This window comes from Serratia sp. CY27727 (assembly GCF_052169275.1).
GTDB lineage: Bacteria > Pseudomonadota > Gammaproteobacteria > Enterobacterales > Enterobacteriaceae > Serratia > Serratia sarumanii.
Map to the genome: position 1 here is coordinate 19,560 of NZ_JBJNLB010000015.1, position 21,385 is coordinate 40,944.

A 21,385-nucleotide genomic window follows, 5' to 3' on the forward strand; every position below is an offset into this window, starting at 1 on the left:
CCGGCCAAGCGTTGTCCCCCATACATTGATAACTGGAGCGACCATGAACATTACCCATGCCTATGCCGCGCATGACGCGAAGTCTGCGCTGGTGCCTTTCGATTACCAGCCGCGCGCCCTGCGCGAGCACGATGTGCAAATTCAGGTGTTGTTCTGCGGCGTCTGCCACTCGGATCTGCACCAGGCGCGCAATGAATGGAGCAATACCATTTACCCGGTGGTGCCAGGCCACGAAATCGTCGGCCGCGTTAGCGCCGTCGGCGGCCACGTCTCGCGTTACCGGGTCGGCGATCTGGTCGGCGTCGGGTGCATGGTAGATTCCTGCCGCAGCTGCCCGAGCTGCGATGAGGGGCTGGAGCAGTATTGCGAGAACGGCTTCACCGGCACCTATAACGGTCAGGATCGCCAGACCGGCGCCGTGACCTACGGCGGCTACTCCACCGATCTGGTGGTAGATCAGGACTTCGTGCTGCGCGTGCCGGAGAATCTCGATCCGGCCGGGGTCGCGCCGCTGCTGTGCGCCGGCATCACCACCTATTCGCCGCTGCGCCAGTGGGGCGCGGGGCCAGGCAAAAAGGTCGGCATCGTCGGGCTCGGCGGGCTGGGGCACATGGGCGTCAAACTGGCGCGGGCGATGGGCGCGCACGTGGTGCTGTTCACCACCTCGCCGTCGAAAATCGAAGACGCCAAGCGTCTTGGCGCTCATGAAGTGGTGATTTCGCGCAACCCGGAGGAGATGGCGCAGCACGTCAACAGCTTCGACTTCATCCTCAACACGGTAGCGGCCCAGCACGATCTGAATCCGTTCCTCAACCTGCTGCGCCGCGACGGCACCCTGACGCTGGTCGGCGCGCCGGAGCACGATCATCCGTCGCCGCAGGTGTTCAATCTGATCATGAAGCGCCGCCGCATCGCCGGTTCGCTGATCGGCGGCATCGCGGAAACGCAAGAGATGCTGGACTTCTGCGGCCAACACGGCATCACGTCGGATATCGAGCTGATCCCGATGCAGCAGATTAATGAAGCCTATGAGCGCATGCTGAAAAGCGACGTGAAGTACCGCTTCGTGGTGGATATCGACTCGCTGCGGGTCTGATGACGGCGGGCGCCCAACGGCGCCCGTTTCTTATAGCTGCTTGATGATCCTGGCCGGGTTGCCGCCCACCACGCAATTGGCCGGCACGTCTTTGGTTACCACCGCGCCGGAGGCAACGACCGCATTGTCGCCGATGGTCACCCCCGGATTGATCACCGCGCGCCCGCCGATCCACACGTTATCGCCAATCCTGACCGGCTTGCCGAACTCCGCCCCGCCGACGCGGGTCTCGGCGTCCAGCGGATGGGTCGCGGTGTAGATATGCACGCCCGGCGCCAGCAGGCAGTTGTCGCCGATATGCACCTCGCACACGTCGAGGATCACGCAGTCGAAGTTGGCGTAGAAGTTCTTGCCCAGATAGATGTTATAGCCGTAGTCGCAGCGGAAGGTCGGCTCGATGGTGCCGCCCTGATAGCCGCCCAGCAGCTCGCCCAGCCACTGTTTGCGCAGCTCGCCCTCTTCCGGCGAGGAGTGGTTATAGCGATGCGTCAGCTGGCGCGCGCGCCGACGTTCGCTGCGCAGCAGGTCATCGCCGGCGTCGTACAGTTCCCCGGCGATCATCTTGCGCTTTTCTTCGCTGATGGCCATGTCGGCCTCCTTATTTTACCCGCGTTTCTTGAATGCCCAAGCGTAGCCGCTTTAGCCCGGCAACAGAAAGGGAACGTTCCCAACTTAAAACCGCGATCACGCTTTAACATGAAAAAGCAGGAGAAAACGGGCGGCGCCGCCGCCCGACAATCAGGCGCGCAGTTCCTGGCGCACGTGTTCGGGCAGGCCTTCCACCACCAGCTGATAGGAACTGTCGATCAGCGTGTAAAACTGCGAGTTCGGCAGGTTGCCGTCAAGAAACACCGTGTTCCAGTGCGCCTTGTTCAGGCCGTCACAGGCGACGATCTCCGGATGGTGTTCACGCAGGCTTTCCGCCAGCTCCGGGCTGGACTTGACCGCCAGCGCCGGCCGCCCTTCGACCTCGCACACCATGGCGAACATCACGTCGCCCACCTTGATCTGGCTGGCCTGCCACTGGTTCTGGTCGCTTTGTTCCGCGCCCGGCTTCGCCATGCAGTACTCCAGCAATGCACTGTTATTCATTGGGTTATTCCCCCTGTAACGTGGCCACAATACGGCGTGCTCCGCCGTGGATGCGGTGCTCCCCCAGCCAGATGCCCTGCCATGTGCCCAACATCAGCCGCCCGTGCCTGACGGGCAGCGTCAGGGAAGCGCCCAGCAGCGAGGATTTGATGTGCGCCGGCATGTCGTCCGGCCCTTCGTAGTCATGCTGATAGGGTGCGTTTTCCGGCACCTGACGCAGGAAATGCTGCTCCATATCGGCTCGCACCGTGGGATCGCAGTTCTCGTTGAGCGTCAGCGAGGCCGAGGTATGCTGCAGCAACAGATGCAGCAGGCCGGTTTGCAGGCGGTGTAAGTGGGTTAACTGGTTGACGATCTCGTCGGTAACCAGATGAAAGCCACGCGCTTTTGCGCTGAGGATTAGCGTTTGCTGATGCCACATGAGTGAGCGCCCCTCAATCAGTATATTCTCTCTCCGGTTTGCGGCAACTTCGGCGGCGCGCCGGCAATAAAAAAGGAGCGATATCGCTATCGCTCCCCGATGAACGTCCGTTCAGACTAACAGGCGTTACTGCACCGCGGCAAACGCCTCGGCCACCTGACGCACGTTGTTGTGGTTCAGGCCGGCCACGCACATGCGGCCGCTGTGGATCAGGTAGACGCCAAACTCTTCACGCAGGCGATCGACCTGCGCCGCGCTGAAGCCGGTGTAGCTGAACATGCCGCGCTGCGCCAGCAGGTAATCGAAGTTGCGCTGCGGCAGCGCGCTCTTCAGGGTGTCCACCAGCGCGTGACGCATCTCGAGAATGCGGGTGCGCATGCTCTCCACTTCGTCCAGCCACTGGGTTTTCAGCTGGGCGTCGTTCAGCACCTTGGCCACCAGCTGCGCGCCGAAGTTCGGCGGGCTCGAGTAGTTGCGGCGCACGGTGGCCTTCAGCTGGCCCAGCACGCGCCCGGCCGCCTCTTCGCTTTCGCACACCACCGACAGGCCGCCGACGCGCTCGCCGTACAGCGAGAAGATCTTCGAGAACGAGTTGCTCACCAGGCACGGCAGGCCGGCCGCCGCGATGGCGCGAATGGCGTAGGCATCCTGCTCCATGCCGCCGCCGAAGCCCTGATAGGCGATGTCGAGGAACGGAATGATTTCACGCTCGGCGATCACCTTGACCACCTCATCCCACTGGGCAGGGGTCAGGTCGGAACCGGTCGGGTTGTGGCAGCACGGGTGCAGCAGCGCGATGCTGTGCTTCGGCAGCTGTTTCAGCGCTGCGAGCATGGCGTCGAACTTCACGCCCAGGCTTTCGCCGTCGAAATACGGGTAGGTATTCACCTTGAAACCGGCGCCGCTGAAGATGGCGACGTGGTTTTCCCAGGTGGGATCGCTGACCCACACCTGCGAATCCGGGAAGTAGCTTTTCAGGAAGTCGGCGCCCACTTTCAGCGCGCCGGAACCGCCGACGGTCTGAATGGTGGCGATGCGCCCCTGCTGCAGCATCGGGTGCTGCGCGCCGAACAGCAGCTGCTGGATGGCGGAACGGTAGGGTTGCAGCCCTTCCATCGGCAGGTATACCGAGGCGCCGTGCTCGACGCTGTTCAACTGCGCTTGCGCCGCGGCGACCGCCCGCATCTGCGGGATGATGCCCTGCGCATCGTAGTACAGGCCGATACTCAGGTTCACCTTGTGCGCGCGCGGGTCTTGTTTGAATTTTTCCATCAGCGACAGAATGGGATCGCCGGCATAGGCGTCAACGTTCTGGAACACGGGGGTTTTCTCCTGGTTTATTGTGGTTTGGGCACAGCGTTACGTTCCTAATATAGACGGAAAACCGCATTCGGTTTTAGCTTTATCTCGCCACCGGCAACAAACCGTTTTCCTTGATGCGATTGAGCACCACCGCCGTTTTGATATGCGCCACGCTTTTGTGCGGCGACAGCGTCTGGCTGATGAACTCGCTCAGCGCCGGCAGATCCGCCACCGCCACTTTCAGCAGGTAATCGGCGTCGCCGGTGGTCTTGTAAGCGTCAAGGATCGCATCCACCTCCTCCAGCATCTGATGAAAGCTGTCGATCTGCTCCTGCGCGTGCGTGATCAGGCTGACTTCGATCAGCCCTACCAGCCCCAGGCCGACCGCCTCCGGCGCCAGCCGCGCGTGGTAGCCGCGGATCAGCTGCGCCTGCTCCAGGCTGATGCGCCGCCGCGAACATTGGGAGGCGGAGAGCCCGACCAGCTCGCTCAGTTCCTGATTGGTCAGACGGCCGTTGGCCTGTAACAGCGTCAGGATTTTCATATCAAAATCGTCAATGTTGTACATAGCCACCTGTAAACTGTGTTAATAAATGTTGACGTTACAGCCTACCAGTTTTTTTACCGTTGCCGACGTCACACCCTGGCGCTTAAATCGCGTACAGCAGCAACGCCCGGCGTTTTCGCCGGTAAGCGGCATAAAAAACGGCTAACTCATGCAGGTAAACGACAATTAACGGCGAAGTAACGCATAAAACCACGAATGTATAAAAAGGACGCCAGATGAAAAAGCTACTCCCTCTCGCGCTGCTGCTCGCCGCCGGCGGCGCCGGCGCGCAATCCCACCTGGACAAGGTGCTGCAGCAAAAGACCCTGGAAGTCTGCACCACCGGCGACTACAAGCCCTATACCTTCCTCAAGGAAGACGGCGGCTATGAAGGCATCGACATCGATATGGCGGAGTCGCTGGCCAAGAGCCTGGGCGCCAAAGTGAAGTGGGTGAAAACCAGCTGGAAAACCCTGACGCCGGACTTCGTCGGCGGCAAGTGCGATATCGCGATGGGCGGCATCTCTGTCACGCTGGAGCGACAAAAACAGGTGTTCTTCGCCGACAAGCTGGATACCGACGGCAAAATCCCGCTGGTGCGCTGCACCGACGTGAAGAAATACCGCACTCTCGAGCAGATCAACAAACCGTCGGTGCGCCTGCTGGAGCCGGCGGGCGGCACCAACGAAGCCTTCGTGCACGCCTATCTGCCGAAGGCCAAGCTGACGCTGACGCACGACAACATGAGCATTTTCCAGCAGTTGGTAGACCGCAAGGCGGACGTGATGATCACCGACGCCTCCGAGGCGCTGTACCAGCAGAAGCGCTATCCGAAACTGTGCGCGGTGAATCCGAGCAAACCGATGCAGTACGGCGAGAAGGCTTACATGCTGCCGCGCGACGATTTGAGCTGGAAACTGTATGTGGATCAGTGGCTGCACCTGGCCAAGGCGACCGGCGAGTATCAGAAGATTATCGACAAGTGGTTGGCGGTAAAGAAGTAACCCGCTGAGAAACGGGGCCGACGCGCGTCGGCCCCTGCTGCGCATCAGTCGCCGATGTATTCCATCGCCACGCGCTGCGTGAGCTTGGTGATCAGTTCGTAAGCGCTGATGCCGGTGCAGGCGGCGATGCGCTCGACCGGCAGCGCCTGGCCCCACAGCACCGCTTCATCCCCCACCTTATCGGCGGCGTCCGGCCCGAGATCGACCGAAATCATGTCCATCGACACCCGGCCGACGATCGGCACTTCGCGGCCGTTGATCAGGATCGGCGTACCGGTCGGCGCGCTGCGCGGGTAGCCGTCGCCGTACCCCATCGCTACCACGCCCAGCCGCGTATCGCGCGGGCTTACCCAGGTGCCGCCGTAGCCAACCGCTTCGCCGGCCTTGTGCTCGCGCACCGCGATCAGGCTGGACTTCAGCGTCATCGCCGGCTGCAGCCCATGCTCGGCGCCGCTGCCGTTATCCAGCGGCGACACGCCGTACAAAATGATGCCAGGACGCACCCACTCATTGTGGGCATCCGGCCACAGCAGCGTGCCGCCGGACGCGGCGACCGAGCGTTGGCCCGGTTTGCCGCGCGCGAACTGCTCGAAGCAGGCGATCTGTTTCAGGGTGGCGTCGGATTCCGGCTCATCGGCGCGGCTGAAGTGGCTCATGATATTGACCGGCTGCGCCACGTTGCGGCAGGCGCACAGGCGCTGATAAAACGCTTCCGCCTGTTCGGGGCGCACCCCCAGCCGATGCATGCCGGTATCGAGCTTCATCCACACCGGCACCGGGCGCGCCAGCTCGGCCTGCTCCAGCGCTTCGAGCTGTTCGATGCTGTGTACCGCGGTTTCGATGTTGTTCGCCACCAGCACCGGCAGATCTTCGGCACAGAAGAAGCCTTCCAGCAGCAGGATCGGTTTGACGATGCCGCCGGAGCGCAGCATCAGCGCCTCGCCGATGCGCGCCACGCCGTAGCAGTCGGCGTCTTGCAGGGTGTGGGCTGTTTCCAGCAGGCCATGTCCATAAGCGTTTGCTTTCACAACGGCAATCAGGCGGCTTTGCGGCGCCTGGCGGCGCACCTGTTGCAGATTATGTCGCAGAGCGCGGCGGTCGATTACAGCGGTTGCCGCTTTCATTTCAGTTCCTTAGCTGATTATTCGTCATCGTATTGTGGCCCCGCGTAGTTATCGAAACGCGACCACTGGCCGTTAAAGGTAAGGCGCACGGTGCCGATCGGGCCGTTACGCTGCTTACCGATAATAATTTCCGCGATCCCTTTCAGATCGCTGTTCTCGTGATACACCTCATCACGATAGATGAACATAATCAGGTCGGCATCCTGCTCGATAGAGCCGGATTCACGCAGGTCGGAGTTGACCGGGCGCTTATCGGCGCGCTGCTCCAGGCTTCGGTTCAGCTGCGACAGCGCCACCACCGGCACCTGCAGCTCTTTCGCCAGCGCCTTCAACGAGCGCGAAATCTCGGCGATCTCCAGCGTACGGTTGTCGGACAGGGCCGGCACGCGCATCAGCTGCAGGTAGTCGATCATGATGAGGCTAAGCCCGTCGTGCTCGCGGAAAATGCGCCGCGCGCGCGAGCGCACTTCGGTCGGCGTCAGGCCGGAGGAGTCGTCGATGTACATGTTGCGCTTCTCCAGCAGGATACCCATGGTGCTGGAAATGCGCGCCCAGTCCTCGTCGTCAAGCTGGCCGGTACGGATGCGCGTCTGATCCACGCGCGACAGCGACGCCAGCATACGCATCATGATCTGCTCACCGGGCATCTCCAGGCTGAAGATCAGCACCGGTTTTTCCTGGGTCATCGCGGCGTTTTCGCACAGGTTCATGGCGAAGGTGGTTTTCCCCATCGAAGGACGGGCGGCGACGATGATCAGATCGGACTTTTGCATGCCCGCGGTTTTCTTGTTGAGATCCTGATAGCCGGTATCGACCCCGGTCACGCCATCGTGCGGCTGCTGATACAGCTGCTCAATGCGCGACACGGTGTCTTCCAGAATACGCTCGATGCCCTTCGGGCCCTCGTCTTTGCTGGCGCGGTTCTCGGCGATTTGGAAGACGCGGGATTCCGCCAGATCGAGCAGGTCTTCGCTGCTGCGCCCCTGCGGATCGTAGCCGGCGTCGGCGATCTCGTTAGCCACCGAGATCATCTCGCGCACCACCGCGCGCTCGCGCACGATGTCGGCGTAGGCGCCGATGTTGGCGGCGCTCGGGGTGTTTTTCGACAGCTCGGCCAGGTAGGCGAAGCCGCCGACCGAGTCCAGTTCGCCCTTTTGTTCGAGCGATTCGGACAGGGTGATGAGGTCGATAGGCTTGCTCATCTCCAGCAGACGCTGCATCTCGGTAAAGATCAGGCGGTGCGGGCGGCTGAAGAAATCGTTGGCGACCACGCGCTCCGCCACGTTGTCCCAGCGCTCGTTATCCAGCATCAAACCGCCCAACACCGACTGCTCGGCCTCCAGCGAGTGCGGCGGCATCTTCAGCCCTTCCATCTGACGATCTCTGGAACGCTCTCTGGTTTCGTCCGCGTTTGTTTTGTTGGTTGGTTTTTTTCCTGCCATGAAACGTAGTCTTTATCCGGTTGCGAATGAAGGATCCTGACGCGAGAGTATACGTGATTTTTGCGCCATAACCGATGCAAAAAAGGTATTGAACCCCGCACGGGCAAACTGGATCTCCGAGACTAAAAAGAATAGGGTGAAATCAGACACTCCAACGAGGTAACGATATGGCCAAGCGCATTCAATTCTCCGCCACCGGCGGGCCGGAAGTCTTGCAATACGTTGATTTTACACCGCTCGATCCGGCTGCCGGGGAAGTGCAGATCGAGAACAAGGCGATCGGCATCAACTACATCGACACCTATGTGCGCAGCGGGCTGTACGCGCCGGCCAGCCTGCCGAGCGGCCTCGGCACCGAGGCGGCCGGCGTGGTGGTCAAGGTCGGCGCCGGGGTAAGCGCGATCAAACCGGGCGACCGGGTGGTGTATGCGCAGTCGTCGCTCGGCGCCTACAGCGAGATCCACAACGTGCCGGAAGAAAAAGTGGCGCTGCTGCCGCACAACCTCAGCTTTGAGCAGGGCGCCGCCTCTTTCCTCAAAGGGCTGACGGTGCACTATCTGTTGCGCCAAACCCACGAAGTGCAGCCGGGAGAAGTGTTCCTGTTCCATGCCGCCGCCGGCGGGGTTGGCCTTATCGCCTGCCAATGGGCCAAAGCGCTGGGCGCGCGCCTGATCGGCAGCGTCGGCTCCGACGAGAAGGCCGCCCTGGCGAAACAGGCCGGCGCCTGGGCCACCATCAACTACCACAAAGAGGATATCGCCCAGCGGGTGGCCGAGCTGACGCACGGCGAGAAGGTTGGCGTAGTGTACGATTCGGTGGGGCAAAGCACCTGGCAGGCCTCGCTCAACAGCCTGAAACGCCGCGGCCTGATGGTCAGCTTCGGCAATGCCTCCGGCCCGGTGACCGGCGTCGATCTGGCGCTGCTCAACCAGAAAGGATCGCTGTACGTCACCCGCCCTTCCCTCAACGGCTACGTCACCAACCGCGCCGAACTACAGTACGCCAGCAACGAGCTGTTCTCGCTGATCGGCAGCGGCGCCATTCGGGTGGAGGTGAGAGACGAGCAGAAATTTGCGCTGGCCGACGCCCAGCGGGCGCACCAGGTGCTGGAAAGCCGCAGCACCAGCGGCTCCAGCCTGCTGATCCCCTGATAGCGGCAAAAGAAAAGGGCTCCTTGCGGAGCCCTTTCTGTTACTGCGTTTTGTAGGGGTAGAGCAGAGTCCGCCAGAGACAGGGGGTTGCTTCAGCAACACGAATTTTGGTTGTCTCTCACGGTGATGAAATCGGTCGCATCACTGCATCGACCCACATCCTAACAGCCCCGTTCGGCAAAAAACACGCTTTATGTGCCACATCGCCGGGGAAAACTGCCAAGCTGTGATCGTTGCCGCATTCGCGGTGCGAAAAATTGTGCAAGTTTCAGTGTGACTGTCTGATTATTCAGCAAAAAATCAGTAACGCCTGGCCTGCGGTTTCTGCATCGTGCGGTAAATCCATACCCCGACCACCGCCAAAATCAGCCACGGCAGCAGCTTGATGACCACCGCGAACAACCCGCCCACCAGCATGAACGCCGCCGCCGCCAACAGCGCAGCGAAGATCCCCAGCAGCGAGATGCCGGTCACCATCAGCATCACCACAAAGCCAATGAGAAAGAAAATTTCCAACATGATTGCTCCTTTGCAACTCAACGTATCTGCTGAATGGATTACAAGAAGCGTGCCAGAATGGCGGAAGGGCTAACCAATTGAAAAGATGGGACAGGCATCCGGCAACGCGCCGAATGCCTGGCGAAAAAGACTAACTGTTGGTCAAAATTTTTGTGGGCTACGCCATTTCGACACGCGGCTGACGCACCAGCGCCAGCGCCTGCTCCACCACCCGCGCATCGGCGCCCGGCTTGTGGGCGTTCTCGCTCAGGTGGCGACGCCACTGGCGCGCGCCCGGCACGCCCTGGAACAAACCGAGGATGTGGCGGGTGATGTGGCCGAGATAGGTGCCGTTGGACAGCTCGCGCTCGATATACGGATACAGCGCTTCGACGATCGCCACGCTGTCCGGCACTGCGGTCTGCGCGCCGAACAGTTCGCTGTCGACCCGCGCCAGGATGCCCGGATTCTGGTACGCCTCGCGCCCCATCATCACGCCGTCCAGATGCTGCAGGTGCTGCCGCGCCTCCTCCAGCGTTTTCACCCCGCCGTTGATGGCGATGGTCAGCGCCGGGAAATCCCGCTTCAGCTGATAAACGCGCGGGTAGTCCAGCGGCGGCACTTCGCGGTTCTCTTTCGGGCTGAGGCCGGAGAGCCAGGCCTTGCGCGCGTGAATGGTGAACATGTCGCACTCACCGCGCCCGGCGACGGTCTCGATAAAGTCGCACAGGAAGGCGTAGCTGTCCTGATCGTCGATGCCGATGCGGGTCTTCACCGTCACCGGGATCGACACCACGTCGCGCATCGCCTTGATGCAGTCGGCGACCAGCGTCGCCTGCCCCATCAAACAGGCGCCGAACATGCCGTTTTGCACGCGATCGGACGGGCAGCCGACGTTGAGGTTAATCTCGTCGTAACCGCGCTGCTCCGCCAGTTTGGCGCAGTGCGCCAGCGCGGCCGGATCGCTGCCGCCCAGCTGCAGCGCCACCGGATGCTCTTCTTCGCTGTAGGCCAGGTAGTCGCCTTTACCGTGGATGATCGCGCCGGTGGTCACCATTTCGGTGTACAGCAGCGTTTCCTTGGTCAGCAGGCGGTGGAAGTAACGGCAATGACGATCGGTCCAGTCGAGCATCGGCGCGATGGAGAAACGATTGGCGGCGTAGGTTGGGGCGTGGTTGTCTTTCGTCATGCTGAGTTACTGGCTACCTGAGTCTGTCTGGGTTCAACGAACGGCGCGCGGCCGCAAACGGCTATTATAACGACAATCGGCGCCGTTGGGAAAACCGGCTTGCCGGCGGCGTAAATAAGTGGGAGTAAGGCGAATAATTTCACTCGTTCAAGTTTTATCACTACGGGCGCACACGACGCCTCTGCCTTGAAGACACGACCATGAAAAGCTTCGTTAAACACCTGGATGGCCGGCTGTCTGCTGTTTTCCGGTGCGGCGCTGACGATGGGTGGCGACGGCAGCAATCAAACCCCGCCTACCTGTCCAAGAGGCCAGGTCTACGACAGCAAAACCCAGACCTGCATGGTGGATAAAGGCGGCAGAATCGGCGACGCAGACCGCACCAGCTATGCCTATGCGCTGGCGAAAAGCGGCCGCTATCAGGAAGCGATCGATGTACTCAACACGCTGAAAGATCCCAGTACCGCCGTCGCACTGAATTATCGCGGCTATGCCACGCGCAAACTTGGCCGCACCGATGAGAGGATCGGCTATTATTTAAAATTAGCCGCCCTCGTTCCGAAATCCCCTAAAGTGCACGAGTACCTGGGGGAAGCCTATATGCTGAAAAGCCGGCCCGATCTGGCAGCGGCCATCGTTCACCAACCGGAATCTTGATCAGATGCACCTGCGGAGGTGACTATCAGCGGCGGTGCGATACGCGATGAACTCGGCCACTATCTTTTCCGCCTGTGGTGCTATGCTCAGGAACGCGCTACGCAATTCCCCCAGTTCATACCTGAATCGCTGGTTGTTTTCCATCTTGCACCCCATCTGGCCCAATGAAGTTCGCGCCCAGCATCTTCGCCAAGGGCAAGGCTGCATGGCGGCGGAAGAGCTTGGCGATGCAGACAACGGTGAACAGCCGGTCTGGTTCAATGAAGTGATGCGGCATGTCAGCCGACTGCCATCGGCTCAGCACAACTCGCTGTTTCTGGTGTATGGGTTATCCTACCGGGAAGCAGCAAAGTGCTGGCGGCCGCACGTCTGGCATTGGCCGATGACCGACAGCGGCGAACCGACAATTTGCACCATTAAGGAGAGCCATCCTCCCCCCTTTCCCCGCACTCGCCGATAAACCGCAGGCCGCCAATCCGTGTTGAGCGCCCTATTCCAACGTGCGGATAACCTGGCACGGCTGCGCTAGCGAGGCTTATTGTTCGTTGCCCAAAGAACCAAAAGATAACAATGCCCAGAACTGGTTACCTTTACCATTGTAAATATTCTGACACTATTGTTTTATTACCGCCAAAAGAAAAGTTAAGGATATTCCTAAAAAAAAGAAAATACTGGAAAATTTACATTCGCCACCTTAACATAGGTGCTATTTATTTACATTTGTCATTATTTAATTGCTGACGCAAGAATATATATATTTAGTTACTTAAAGTTAATTTATAAATCTCGTTCAAACAGAATGGTCAGAAATAAATTATCTAACACTATTAGTCATAAGAGCAACCATTGTTGATAGCTAACTACCCCAGCAGGAAAGCAACGACATACGTCAACCAAGGGAGCTTCTAGCAATACAAAACATTTGTATACCTGAGTTGAGTTCAAGCGTTCAGGATGAAATTAAGCTTTTAAATTCAATCAACTGAAATCACTAACATAACCATTAAAAAGGCAATCATGAAGAAATTAGAATCATTGCAGTACGCTAGGGCGATAGCAGCAATGCTTGTCGTCATAGACCATACTGTAACGCAATTCTCACTCTACCAATCTACAGGTGTTGACTTTATTGATACAATGTTAAAGAAAACAATAAACATGGGCAACATAGGTGTATATGTTTTCTTTGCCATTAGTGGTTATATAATGTCCTACACGACAAAAAATAAAAATTTTGATATTTTATATGCTAAAATATTTATACAAAAAAGAATAAAGAGGATATATCCTTTATATTGGATATATCTTTCGATATTTATTGCACTATGGGCTGTCGGCCTGGCTATGCGCTCCCATCATTATAGTTTTTCTCAAATAATATACTCATACATCCTAATACCTTATGGTGTAACTGATGATAAAATAACGCCACCAGTCTTGACTCAAGCGTGGACATTAAGATACGAAATGTTCTTTTATATAACATTTGGATTTTTTATAATGTTAAGAATAAATAAAAAAACAATGCCAATGTTACTACTCGTATTCTTTTCAACATTAGTCGTACTCTCACAATCCAATCTATTTCCATTAGCCGAACTAAATATATTTTTCTCAAATTGGCTACTTTTGCTTTTCGTGGCGGGGATATTATTAGAAAAAAACCAAGGCATTATAACTCAACTATTGACAAAAACAAAAAATCATACACTATGGATAATTACAACCCTACTTATACTAATAGCTACCTACGTTGAAAAACCAGTTATTATAGACTACTTATTAAGCATATTGATACTGATTTTTATCTTGCCAATTGATCAAGGAAGGAAAAGCCTCTTAAAAATTGGCGATGCTTCATATACAATATATTTGAGTCACTCATTCATAGTTTTAGCTTACGGGATTATATCAAAAAACACCTCAAGTATGTGGATATGTCTAATTACAGGTTTATTATCAGTACTTGCCTCTGCAGTTTTAGGCATATTCCTGTATGAGAAAATAGAAAAAAGAATACATCGTTAACTGAAAGTAAAATGATTGATAGCCATTTAAATTAAGTGGCTATCATCCTTATTAATATATCCTTCCGTCAAACAACCCCATAACACAGCCAACATTAAACCACAAAAAAAAAAAAAAAAAAAAAAAAAAAAAAAAAAATCAGAAACAAAAAAGACAACATCAAGCAATATAGCCAATAAGAATATTATTAATTAACAAATCACTGCACACTTAAAAAATTATTACCACAGATTATATCATTTTGCTGCACTGCAAATTCTACATTTCCAACGTTGCCCACATATCTTGCAGCACATCTAGATCGGTTTTCATCGCGGCTGTTGTACACCTGGCCGCTTAACAGCTTCTCTCTTTCCGTCATCGTACAATGGCTCCTGCTCATCACGCGGGTGAAGCGCGTTATACCGCTCTCGCCCGCCGCTCTCCAGCGCTAAAACCGGCAATGTTGATTTGTCGCCCTGCGGCGGGGAAAAGTTGTGATGCATCTCTCTTTTAGCGCACTCTGCGCGCCTTTCCCTGCGCAATCCTCAGGGGAAAAGGGGGCAACTCTCGGCGATTCGCCGTAATCATGGTAAAATCGGCTTTTTTACGTACCGGGATATTTGCGATGAACTCAACCACCCAGGAAAAGCTGCTGGCGCAGGCGGAACGCCTCTGCCAGCAACGCAATGTGCGATTGACGCCGCAACGGCTGGAAGTGCTGCGTCTGATGACTCAGCAACCCGGTGCAATCAGCGATTATGACCTGCTCGATCTGCTGCGCGTCGCCGAACCGCAGGCCAAGCCGCCGACGGTATACCGCGCGCTGGATTTTCTGCTGGAGCAAGGGTTTATCCATAGAGTGGAATCCGCCAACAGCTACGTGCTGTGCCACCATTTCGAACAGCCGATGCACACGTCCGCACTGTTTATCTGCGACCGCTGCGGCCAGGTGACCGAACGCACCACCGAAGGCGTAGAGGAAACGCTGCAGAAACTGGCGCAGGAAGCCGGATTTGCGCTGCGGCACAGCGTGGTGGAAGCGCACGGTCTGTGCGCCGGCTGCGTGGAGGTTGAGGCTTGCGACAGCAAGCATGACTGCGCCGAACACGATCACAGCATCGCCATCAAGAAGAAGTAAGACGAAGTCAGGTACCTCCCTGTACCTGCGGCCGGGGCGCCAGAGGATGAGAGCGACGCCGGCCTGCGCTGGGCAAGCCGCCTTCAATGGCGGCCCTGCAAATTACCAGCGGTGTTTGGTGTGTTCTTCCCAGGCCTTCACCTCTTTCTCGGCCGCCTCTTTCTGGTAACCGTAGCGCTCCTGGATTTTGCCGACCAGCTGTTCGCGTTTCCCTTCGATGACCGTCAGATCGTCATCGGTCAGCTTGCCCCATTTTTCCTTCACTTTGCCTTTCAGCTGCTTCCAGTTACCGTCGGCTTGATCTTTATTCATAGTCTCTCCGTTAACCTGTGGTGAATCAGTGATCCCTGTCGCCGGCCGGGGTTAACCAGAAATTTTTCTGACTGATGTTCCCTTCACCTTAAGGAGCACCGTCCCCCTTCATTTACCGGCCACATGATTCATTCTAGTTAAACGTGGAAATAAAAAAGCCAAAACACAGAATAAAAAACCATTAAATGACAAAATAAAAACAAAAAACGCCAGAAAACAACAAACTAACGCGAACAGGACTAGGCTGAAAACATGTAAGCAAACATGACAAAAAACATAAGAAAAACTAACCATTATCCCAACGGAACGCCCGGGTTAATGTGCGGTAAACCAGCTGCCGCGCACCTGGTGGCGGTGCCAAATCCAGCCCAGTGCCACGCCGCGCAACGTCAGAAACACCGCCAGCGCCAGCCAAAGCCCGTGGTTGCCAAGCAGCGGCACGCTGAACAGCGTCAGACCATACCCTGCCGCAGCCACCGCCATGCTGTTACGCATCTCGGCGCCGCGCGTGGCGCCGATAAACATGCCATCCAGCAAATAGCACCACACCCCGACCAGCGGCAGAATGACCTGCCACGGTAAATAATGGGCAGCCAACGCACGCAGCTCCGGCAAGGAGGTCAACGCCGCCACGATCTGCTGGCCGGTAACGGCATACGCCAGGCCGAAGGCCAACGCGACCAGCCCCGCCTGCCTGCAGGCCGCGTGCCACACCTTACGCAGTTGGCTATCGTCCCGGGCGCCGTAGGCGTGGCCTGAATGGGCCTCCACCGCATAAGCGAAGCCGTCGAGCGCATAGGCGGTGAACGTCAGCAGATTCATCAATACCGCATTGACCGCCACCACCTCGCTCCCCAGGCGAGCGCCGAAAATGGTCAGCGACGCAAAGCACAGTTGCAGCAACAGTGAACGCAGCATGATGTCGCGGTTGAGCGCCAGCAGGCGACGCAGATCGCCGCGCCAGGCCTGGCGCAGCATCGGCAGGGTAATACCGCGCAGGCGCATCACCCGCCACGCCAGCCACAGGCCGAGCAACAGCGTGGCGTATTCGGCGATGGCGGTGGCCGCCGCCGCCCCTCGCACGTTCCAGCCCAGGCCCATCACCAGCCAGATATCCAGTACGATATTCAGCAGGTTGCCGACGATCAGCAGGATCACCGGTGCCCGCACGTACTGCACGTCGAGCAGCCAGCCCAGCAGCACCAGATTGGCCAGCGCCGCCGGGGCGCTGAGCCAGCGGATCTCAAGAAAACGCCGCGCCTGTTCCAGCACTTCGCCATCGCCACCGACGATCCGCAGCGCCAGTTCGATCAGCGGATAGCGCAGCAGGACGATCGCCGCTCCGGCCAGCAGCGCCAACAGCAGCGGTTGCATAAAGGCGCGCGCCAGCGCCTGCGGGTTCTGTGCCCCCAGCGCCTGCGCCGCCAGGCCGGTGGTGCTCATGCGCAGGAACAACAGCAGCATGAACAGGAAGCTGGTCGCCACCGCGCCGATCGCCACGCCCCCCAGATAGATCGGGCTGTCGAGGTGGCCGATCACCGCGGTGTCCACCAGCCCGAGCAGCGGCACGGTAATATTGGAGAAAATCATCGGCAGGGCCAGGCGCCACAGAGCTTTATCGGTGTCGCTGGTAAAGGCGGAAATCAAGCGCATGATGAGACGTTCCCGTAGCGGTGGCGAATGGCAAGGTCAGAAACAAAAACGCCCCAGAACAGGGGCGATTGATACAAGGAGGCGGCACTGAGGGTGCGACGATTAAATCCAGTCGCCGTTGCGGATCACGCCGACCGCCAGCCCTTCGATAGTGAAATTCTGCTGACGCAGATCGACCACGATCGGTTGGAATTCGTTGTTCTCCGGCAGCAGTTCAACCACGTTGCCGTGCTTTTTCAGGCGCTTGACCGTCACTTCGTCTTCGATGCGCGCCACCACGACCTGGCCATTGCGCACGTCTTGCGTTTTGTGCACCGCCAGCAGATCGCCATCCAGAATGCCGATGTCGCGCATCGACATGCCGTTCACCCGCAGCAGGAAATCGGCGCTCGGTTTAAACAGGGAAGGATCCACCTGGTAGTGCCCTTCGATGTGCTGCTGCGCCAGCAGCGGCTCGCCGGCGGCGACGCGGCCGATCAGCGGCAGACCCTCTTCTTCTTCCATCAGCAGGCGGATACCGCGCGAGGCACCGGAGACGATTTCGATCACGCCTTTGCGTGCCAGCGCCTTCAGGTGTTCTTCGGCGGCGTTAGGCGAACGGAACCCCAGACGCATCGCGATCTCGGCACGCGTTGGCGGCATGCCCGTTTGCGAAATGTGCTCGCGAATCAGGTCGTAGACCTCTTGCTGTCTGGTAGTTAGTGCTTTCATTCCGCCCCCTGTTTGTTTATACAGTCTTGCTGTGAGTATATACAGGTAAGCGCGGATTGGGAACCGAAGATTAAATAAAAATCAGTCAGTAGGCGCTTTTCGTCAGCCGAAGTGCTGCCATAAGACCGTGCCCCAAACGAACAGCGCCAGCACGATCGCCAGCGACACCGCCGCCGATCCCATGTCCTTGGCCCGGCCGGACAGCTCGTGATGTTCGCTGCCGATGCGATCCACCACCGCCTCGATCGCGCTGTTCAGGATCTCGACAATCATCACCAGCGCTACCGATCCGATCAATAAAATGCGCGCTATCGCACCCACATCCAGCCAGACAGCCAGTATGATAGCCAGGAGGGTGACCACCAGTTCCTGGCGGAACGCCGCTTCGTGTTGCCAGGCGGCGGAAAGCCCTTTATAGGAATAGCCGGCGGCCTTGATGATGCGGGTCAGGCCGGTTGCTTGGTTTGCCATGTTTTCGTGCCTTTCTCAGAGGTCGGTCATAATAAAAAGAGTCTAGAACAGTCCGCGCTGACGGCTCTCGGATTTCGAACACCACAGATCTGCTACCCGGTTTCTGGTATGCTTGCGGCGCATTGCTAACAAGAGGCTTCACGTTGTTATGTCAGGTTGGCGTAAAATTTATTATAAAATATTGAATTTACCACTTAAATTGTTGGTAAGAAGTAAGGTCATCCCTTCAGATCCGGTTACCGAGCTAGGGTTGGATCCCTCACGGCCGATTTTGTATGTTTTACCTTACAATTCCAAGGCGGATTTGCTGACGCTGCGCACCCAGTGCCTGGCGCAGGATCTGCCCGATCCGCTCAACTCGCTGGAGATCGACGGCACCGTGCTGCCGAGCTACGTGTTCATTCACGACGGCCCGCGCGTGTTCCGCTATTACACCCCGAAAGAAGAGTCGGTAAAGCTGTTCCACGACTATCTGGATCTGCATCGCAGCAATCCGGATCTCGACATTCAGATGCTGCCGGTTTCGGTGATGTTCGGCCGCTCGCCGGGCCGCGAAGGCCACGGTACGCCGCACCTGCGTCTGTTGAACGGCGTGCAGAAATTCTTCGCCGTGCTGTGGCTCGGCCGCGACAGCTTCGTGCGTTTCTCCAACACCGTTTCGCTGCGCCGCATGGCCACCGAACACGGAACGGATAAAACCATCGCGCAGAAACTGGCGCGCGTGGCGCGCATGCACTTTTCGCGTCAGCGCCTGGCCGCCGTGGGCCCGAGCCTGCCGGCCCGTCAGGATCTGTTTAACAAGCTGTTGGCGTCCAAAGCGATCGAAAAAGCGGTCGAGGACGAAGCGCGCAGCAAGAAGATCTCGCACGAGAAGGCCCAGCAAAACGCCATCGCGCTGATGGAAGAGATCGCCGCCGATTTCTCCTACGAAACCGTGCGCCTGTCCGACCGCGTGCTGAGCTGGACCTGGAACCGGCTGTATCAGGGCATCAACGTCACCAACGCCGAGCGCGTGCGCCAGTTGGCGCAGGACGGCCACGAGATCGTCTACGTGCCCTGCCACCGCAGCCACATGGACTATCTGCTGCTGTCCTACGTGCTGTATCACCAGGGCCTGGTGCCGCCACACATCGCCGCCGGCATCAACCTCAACTTCTGGCCGGCCGGCCCGATCTTCCGTCGCCTGGGCGCGTTCTTCATCCGCCGCACCTTCAAGGGCAACAAGCTTTACTCGACGGTGTTCCGCGAATACCTCGGCGAGCTGTTCACCCGCGGTTACTCGGTGGAATACTTCGTGGAAGGCGGCCGTTCCCGCACCGGGCGCCTGCTGGAGCCGAAGACCGGCACCCTGTCGATGACCATCCAGGCGATGCTGCGCGGCGGCACCCGTCCGATCACGCTGGTGCCGATTTACATCGGTTACGAGCACGTGATGGAAGTGGGTACCTATGCCAAAGAGCTGCGCGGCGCCACCAAGGAAAAAGAGAGCCTGCCGCAGATGCTGCGCGGCCTGCGCAAGCTGCGCAACCTGGGCCAGGGTTACGTCAACTTCGGCGAACCGCTGCCGTTGACGGCTTACCTCAACCAGAACGTGCCGCAGTGGCGCGAGTCGATCGATCCGATCGAAGCCCAGCGCCCAAGCTGGCTGACGCCGACGGTCAACGATCTGGCCGGCCAGATCATGGTGCGCATCAACAACGCCGCCGCGGCCAACGCCATGAACCTGTGTTCCACCGCGCTGCTGGCCTCGCGTCAGCGTTCGCTGACCCGCGAACAGCTGATCGAACAGCTCGAGTGCTACCTGCAGCTGATGCGCAACGCGCCTTACGCGCGTGACGTCACCGTGCCGACGCAAACGCCGGACGAGCTGCTGGATCACGCGCTGAACATGAACAAGTTCGAGGTGGAGAAGGACAGCATCGGCGACATCATCATCCTGCCGCGCGAGCAGGCGGTGCTGATGACCTATTACCGCAACAACATCCACCACCTGCTGGTGCTGCCGTCGCTGATCGCCAGCATCGTGATGCATCACCGCCGGGTATCGCGCGCCGAGCTGCTGCGCCAAATCGGCATGATCTATCCGATGCTGAAAGCCGAGCTGTTCCTGCATAACGACAAGGAACAGCTGCCGGAGGTGCTGCGGCCGGTGATCGACGAGCTGATCCGTCAACAGCTGATCTGCGACAAAGGCGACGAGCTGGTGCTGAACCCGGCGCGCATTCGCCCGCTGCAGCTGCTGGCCGCCGGGGTGCGCGAAACCCTGCAACGCTACGCCATCACCATGTCGATCCTCAGCGCCAACCCGAGCATCAACCGCGGCGCGCTGGAGAAAGAGAGCCGCATCATGGCGCAGCGTCTGTCGGTGCTGCACGGCATCAACGCGCCGGAATTCTTCGACAAGGCGGTGTTCTCCACCCTGGTGGCAACGCTGCGCGAAGAAGGCTATATCAACGACAGCGGCGATGCGATCCGCGAGCACACCCTCGAGGTGTACAACATGCTGAGCGATCTGATCACGCCGGAGATCAAGCTGACCATCGAAAGCGTCAACATGCCGGAAGAAACCAACGCCCTGCCGCAATCCGATGCGGAAGAAGAGAAAGACGAGTGATTTCGCCCAGCGCGGAAACACGAAAGGCACCCTCGGGGTGCCTTTTTTCTTGCGGAAGGGAAGCGTTACGTCGGCAGATAGCTCAGCGCGATGCCGATGAACACCACCAGCCCCACATAGTTGTTCTGCAGGAAGGCCTTGAAGCAGGCCTCGCGCTCGCGGCCGGCGATCTGTTTCTGCTGGTGAATGAACAGCGCGCCCGCCAGCAGCAGTGACCAGTAAAACGCCCCGCCGAGCTGCGCCAGATAACCGACCCACACCAGCAGCAGCAGCGTCGCGAACTGCAACAGCCCGACGATCAGCTTGTCATAACGGCCGAACAGGATAGCGGTGGATTTGATGCCGATCTTCAGGTCATCGTCTCGGTCGACCATCGCATACAGCGTGTCGTAGGCCACCGTCCAGCAGATGTTGGCCAGCAGCAGCAGCCAGCAGCTGAGCGGCAGCGATTCGCTGACCGCCGCATAGCCCATCGGAATGCCCCAGCCGAATGCCGCGCCCAGCACGAACTGCGGCAGGTTGGTCACCCGTTTCATAAACGGGTACGCCCAGGCCAGCGCCAGCGCCGCCAGCGACAGCCAGATGGTCATCGCATTCAGCGTCAACACCAGGCAGAACGAGATCAGCACCAGCACCACGAACAGCACCTTGGCCTCTTTCGCGCTCACCCGGCCGCTCGGCATCGGCCGCCCGGCGGTGCGTTTCACGTAGCCGTCCACCGCGCGATCGGCGTAGTCATTCACCACGCAGCCGGCGGCGCGCATCAGGAACACGCCGAGCACGAACACCAGCAAAATCGACAGCGGCGGCACGCCTTTCCCGGCCAGCCACAGCGCCCACAGCGTCGGCCACAGCAGCAACAACGTGCCGATCGGTTTATCAATGCGCATCAAATGGCTGTAAGCCCGCCATTTACTTTGAGTCACGCTTCCCTCCAAGGTCTTGCTCTCCTC

General features: G+C 58.3%; 22 protein-coding genes. 8 read left to right on the plus strand and 14 right to left on the minus strand.

Annotated elements, in window-relative coordinates; translation table 11 throughout:
- Positions 1–43: 43 nt before the first annotated feature.
- Positions 44–1,096, plus strand: a complete 1,053-nt coding sequence (locus ACJ8HB_RS23120) for an NAD(P)-dependent alcohol dehydrogenase (protein WP_047570363.1) — start codon at positions 44–46, stop codon at positions 1,094–1,096.
- Positions 1,097–1,126: 30 nt separating this feature from the next.
- Here ACJ8HB_RS23120 and maa read toward each other — a convergent pair whose 3' ends face one another.
- The 5 genes from maa to ACJ8HB_RS23145 all read right to left on the minus strand — a co-directional run bounded on the left by maa (position 1,127) and on the right by ACJ8HB_RS23145 (position 4,479).
- Positions 1,127–1,684 carry a maltose O-acetyltransferase gene (maa, locus tag ACJ8HB_RS23125; RefSeq protein WP_041036886.1) on the minus strand — a complete coding sequence of 186 codons (558 nt, stop codon included), beginning with the start codon at positions 1,682–1,684 and terminating at the stop codon, positions 1,127–1,129.
- A gap of 150 nt (positions 1,685–1,834) precedes the next feature.
- Positions 1,835–2,188: an MmcQ/YjbR family DNA-binding protein gene (locus ACJ8HB_RS23130; protein ID WP_019453210.1), complete on the minus strand. Its 354-nt coding sequence runs from the start codon at positions 2,186–2,188 to the stop codon at positions 1,835–1,837.
- 4 nt (positions 2,189–2,192) lie between these two features.
- The gene (locus ACJ8HB_RS23135; RefSeq protein WP_004936779.1) at positions 2,193–2,609 is read right to left on the minus strand and encodes a secondary thiamine-phosphate synthase enzyme YjbQ; all 417 of its coding nucleotides are present in this window, start codon (positions 2,607–2,609) and stop codon (positions 2,193–2,195) included.
- A gap of 126 nt (positions 2,610–2,735) precedes the next feature.
- The gene (locus ACJ8HB_RS23140; RefSeq protein ID WP_033636195.1) at positions 2,736–3,929 is read right to left on the minus strand and encodes an amino acid aminotransferase; all 1,194 of its coding nucleotides are present in this window, start codon (positions 3,927–3,929) and stop codon (positions 2,736–2,738) included.
- Between the two features lie 82 nt (positions 3,930–4,011).
- On the minus strand, positions 4,012–4,479 hold the full coding sequence (locus ACJ8HB_RS23145) for an Lrp/AsnC family transcriptional regulator (RefSeq protein WP_004936775.1): 468 nt from the start codon (positions 4,477–4,479) through the stop codon (positions 4,012–4,014).
- Between the two features lie 215 nt (positions 4,480–4,694).
- Here ACJ8HB_RS23145 and ACJ8HB_RS23150 point away from each other — a divergent pair, with 215 nt between their 5' ends.
- Positions 4,695–5,462 carry a transporter substrate-binding domain-containing protein gene (locus ACJ8HB_RS23150; RefSeq protein WP_039569645.1) on the plus strand — a complete coding sequence of 256 codons (768 nt, stop codon included), beginning with the start codon at positions 4,695–4,697 and terminating at the stop codon, positions 5,460–5,462.
- Between the two features lie 44 nt (positions 5,463–5,506).
- Here ACJ8HB_RS23150 and alr read toward each other — a convergent pair whose 3' ends face one another.
- Both alr and dnaB read right to left on the minus strand, forming a co-directional pair.
- Positions 5,507–6,586 (minus strand): alanine racemase, encoded by a 1,080-nt coding sequence (gene alr / locus ACJ8HB_RS23155; protein ID WP_039569648.1) that lies wholly within the window; start codon positions 6,584–6,586, stop codon positions 5,507–5,509.
- Between the two features lie 17 nt (positions 6,587–6,603).
- Positions 6,604–8,028, minus strand: coding sequence for a replicative DNA helicase (dnaB, locus tag ACJ8HB_RS23160; RefSeq protein WP_025160134.1), 1,425 nt, complete (start codon positions 8,026–8,028; stop codon positions 6,604–6,606).
- A gap of 167 nt (positions 8,029–8,195) precedes the next feature.
- Here dnaB and ACJ8HB_RS23165 point away from each other — a divergent pair, with 167 nt between their 5' ends.
- Positions 8,196–9,179 carry a quinone oxidoreductase gene (locus ACJ8HB_RS23165; RefSeq protein ID WP_033654713.1) on the plus strand — a complete coding sequence of 328 codons (984 nt, stop codon included), beginning with the start codon at positions 8,196–8,198 and terminating at the stop codon, positions 9,177–9,179.
- Between the two features lie 300 nt (positions 9,180–9,479).
- Here the strand turns inward: ACJ8HB_RS23165 and pspG are convergent, their stop codons facing one another.
- Positions 9,480–9,698: an envelope stress response protein PspG gene (gene pspG / locus ACJ8HB_RS23170; RefSeq protein WP_033654714.1), complete on the minus strand. Its 219-nt coding sequence runs from the start codon at positions 9,696–9,698 to the stop codon at positions 9,480–9,482.
- A 157-nt stretch (positions 9,699–9,855) separates the two neighbouring features.
- The gene (gene dusA / locus ACJ8HB_RS23175) at positions 9,856–10,866 is read right to left on the minus strand and encodes a tRNA dihydrouridine(20/20a) synthase DusA (protein WP_033636201.1); all 1,011 of its coding nucleotides are present in this window, start codon (positions 10,864–10,866) and stop codon (positions 9,856–9,858) included.
- A gap of 225 nt (positions 10,867–11,091) precedes the next feature.
- On the opposite strand from dusA, the gene ACJ8HB_RS23180 reads away from it, so the two are divergent.
- The 4 genes from ACJ8HB_RS23180 (at position 11,092) to zur (ending at position 14,671) form a co-directional block, all read left to right on the plus strand.
- Entirely contained in the window at positions 11,092–11,523 is a 432-nt protein-coding gene (locus ACJ8HB_RS23180) for a tetratricopeptide repeat protein (RefSeq protein ID WP_249263195.1), read from the plus strand.
- A gap of 46 nt (positions 11,524–11,569) precedes the next feature.
- Entirely contained in the window at positions 11,570–11,983 is a 414-nt protein-coding gene (locus ACJ8HB_RS23185) for an RNA polymerase sigma factor (RefSeq protein ID WP_223307134.1), read from the plus strand.
- A 557-nt stretch (positions 11,984–12,540) separates the two neighbouring features.
- The gene (locus tag ACJ8HB_RS23190; RefSeq protein ID WP_164134857.1) at positions 12,541–13,551 is read left to right on the plus strand and encodes an acyltransferase family protein; all 1,011 of its coding nucleotides are present in this window, start codon (positions 12,541–12,543) and stop codon (positions 13,549–13,551) included.
- A 607-nt stretch (positions 13,552–14,158) separates the two neighbouring features.
- Positions 14,159–14,671, plus strand: coding sequence for a zinc uptake transcriptional repressor Zur (gene zur / locus ACJ8HB_RS23195; RefSeq protein WP_442522807.1), 513 nt, complete (start codon positions 14,159–14,161; stop codon positions 14,669–14,671).
- Positions 14,672–14,773: 102 nt separating this feature from the next.
- Here the strand turns inward: zur and ACJ8HB_RS23200 are convergent, their stop codons facing one another.
- From ACJ8HB_RS23200 to ACJ8HB_RS23215, 4 genes are all read right to left on the minus strand, one after another.
- Complete coding sequence (locus ACJ8HB_RS23200) at positions 14,774–14,983, minus strand: CsbD family protein (RefSeq protein ID WP_033636203.1); 210 nt, start codon at positions 14,981–14,983, stop codon at positions 14,774–14,776.
- A gap of 315 nt (positions 14,984–15,298) precedes the next feature.
- Complete coding sequence (gene dinF / locus ACJ8HB_RS23205) at positions 15,299–16,636, minus strand: MATE family efflux transporter DinF (RefSeq protein ID WP_442522808.1); 1,338 nt, start codon at positions 16,634–16,636, stop codon at positions 15,299–15,301.
- A gap of 102 nt (positions 16,637–16,738) precedes the next feature.
- The gene (lexA, locus tag ACJ8HB_RS23210; RefSeq protein ID WP_004936736.1) at positions 16,739–17,347 is read right to left on the minus strand and encodes a transcriptional repressor LexA; all 609 of its coding nucleotides are present in this window, start codon (positions 17,345–17,347) and stop codon (positions 16,739–16,741) included.
- Positions 17,348–17,449: 102 nt separating this feature from the next.
- Positions 17,450–17,818 carry a diacylglycerol kinase gene (locus tag ACJ8HB_RS23215; RefSeq protein ID WP_015379225.1) on the minus strand — a complete coding sequence of 123 codons (369 nt, stop codon included), beginning with the start codon at positions 17,816–17,818 and terminating at the stop codon, positions 17,450–17,452.
- 148 nt (positions 17,819–17,966) lie between these two features.
- On the opposite strand from ACJ8HB_RS23215, the gene plsB reads away from it, so the two are divergent.
- Positions 17,967–20,432, plus strand: coding sequence for a glycerol-3-phosphate 1-O-acyltransferase PlsB (gene plsB, locus ACJ8HB_RS23220; protein WP_033649708.1), 2,466 nt, complete (start codon positions 17,967–17,969; stop codon positions 20,430–20,432).
- A gap of 65 nt (positions 20,433–20,497) precedes the next feature.
- Here the strand turns inward: plsB and ubiA are convergent, their stop codons facing one another.
- Positions 20,498–21,370, minus strand: a complete 873-nt coding sequence (gene ubiA, locus ACJ8HB_RS23225) for a 4-hydroxybenzoate octaprenyltransferase (protein ID WP_033636207.1) — start codon at positions 21,368–21,370, stop codon at positions 20,498–20,500.
- Positions 21,371–21,385: the final 15 nt, after the last annotated feature.

Excerpts from the sequence above, each read along its gene's own strand:
- ACJ8HB_RS23120 (WP_047570363.1), top strand. The coding sequence starts at position 44 with ATGAACATTACCCATGCCTATGCCGCGCATGACGCGAAGTCTGCGCTG.
- maa (WP_041036886.1), bottom strand. The coding sequence starts at position 1,684 with ATGGCCATCAGCGAAGAAAAGCGCAAGATGATCGCCGGGGAACTGTAC.
- ACJ8HB_RS23130 (WP_019453210.1), bottom strand. The coding sequence starts at position 2,188 with ATGAATAACAGTGCATTGCTGGAGTACTGCATGGCGAAGCCGGGCGCG.
- ACJ8HB_RS23135 (WP_004936779.1), bottom strand. The coding sequence starts at position 2,609 with ATGTGGCATCAGCAAACGCTAATCCTCAGCGCAAAAGCGCGTGGCTTT.
- ACJ8HB_RS23145 (WP_004936775.1), bottom strand. The coding sequence starts at position 4,479 with ATGTACAACATTGACGATTTTGATATGAAAATCCTGACGCTGTTACAG.
- ACJ8HB_RS23150 (WP_039569645.1), top strand. The coding sequence starts at position 4,695 with ATGAAAAAGCTACTCCCTCTCGCGCTGCTGCTCGCCGCCGGCGGCGCC.
- alr (WP_039569648.1), bottom strand. The coding sequence starts at position 6,586 with ATGAAAGCGGCAACCGCTGTAATCGACCGCCGCGCTCTGCGACATAAT.
- dnaB (WP_025160134.1), bottom strand. The coding sequence starts at position 8,028 with ATGGCAGGAAAAAAACCAACCAACAAAACAAACGCGGACGAAACCAGA.
- ACJ8HB_RS23165 (WP_033654713.1), top strand. The coding sequence starts at position 8,196 with ATGGCCAAGCGCATTCAATTCTCCGCCACCGGCGGGCCGGAAGTCTTG.
- pspG (WP_033654714.1), bottom strand. The coding sequence starts at position 9,698 with ATGTTGGAAATTTTCTTTCTCATTGGCTTTGTGGTGATGCTGATGGTG.
- dusA (WP_033636201.1), bottom strand. The coding sequence starts at position 10,866 with ATGACGAAAGACAACCACGCCCCAACCTACGCCGCCAATCGTTTCTCC.
- ACJ8HB_RS23180 (WP_249263195.1), top strand. The coding sequence starts at position 11,092 with ATGGCCGGCTGTCTGCTGTTTTCCGGTGCGGCGCTGACGATGGGTGGC.
- ACJ8HB_RS23185 (WP_223307134.1), top strand. The coding sequence starts at position 11,570 with ATGAACTCGGCCACTATCTTTTCCGCCTGTGGTGCTATGCTCAGGAAC.
- ACJ8HB_RS23190 (WP_164134857.1), top strand. The coding sequence starts at position 12,541 with ATGAAGAAATTAGAATCATTGCAGTACGCTAGGGCGATAGCAGCAATG.
- zur (WP_442522807.1), top strand. The coding sequence starts at position 14,159 with ATGAACTCAACCACCCAGGAAAAGCTGCTGGCGCAGGCGGAACGCCTC.
- ACJ8HB_RS23200 (WP_033636203.1), bottom strand. The coding sequence starts at position 14,983 with ATGAATAAAGATCAAGCCGACGGTAACTGGAAGCAGCTGAAAGGCAAA.
- dinF (WP_442522808.1), bottom strand. The coding sequence starts at position 16,636 with ATGCGCTTGATTTCCGCCTTTACCAGCGACACCGATAAAGCTCTGTGG.
- lexA (WP_004936736.1), bottom strand. The coding sequence starts at position 17,347 with ATGAAAGCACTAACTACCAGACAGCAAGAGGTCTACGACCTGATTCGC.
- ACJ8HB_RS23215 (WP_015379225.1), bottom strand. The coding sequence starts at position 17,818 with ATGGCAAACCAAGCAACCGGCCTGACCCGCATCATCAAGGCCGCCGGC.
- plsB (WP_033649708.1), top strand. The coding sequence starts at position 17,967 with ATGTCAGGTTGGCGTAAAATTTATTATAAAATATTGAATTTACCACTT.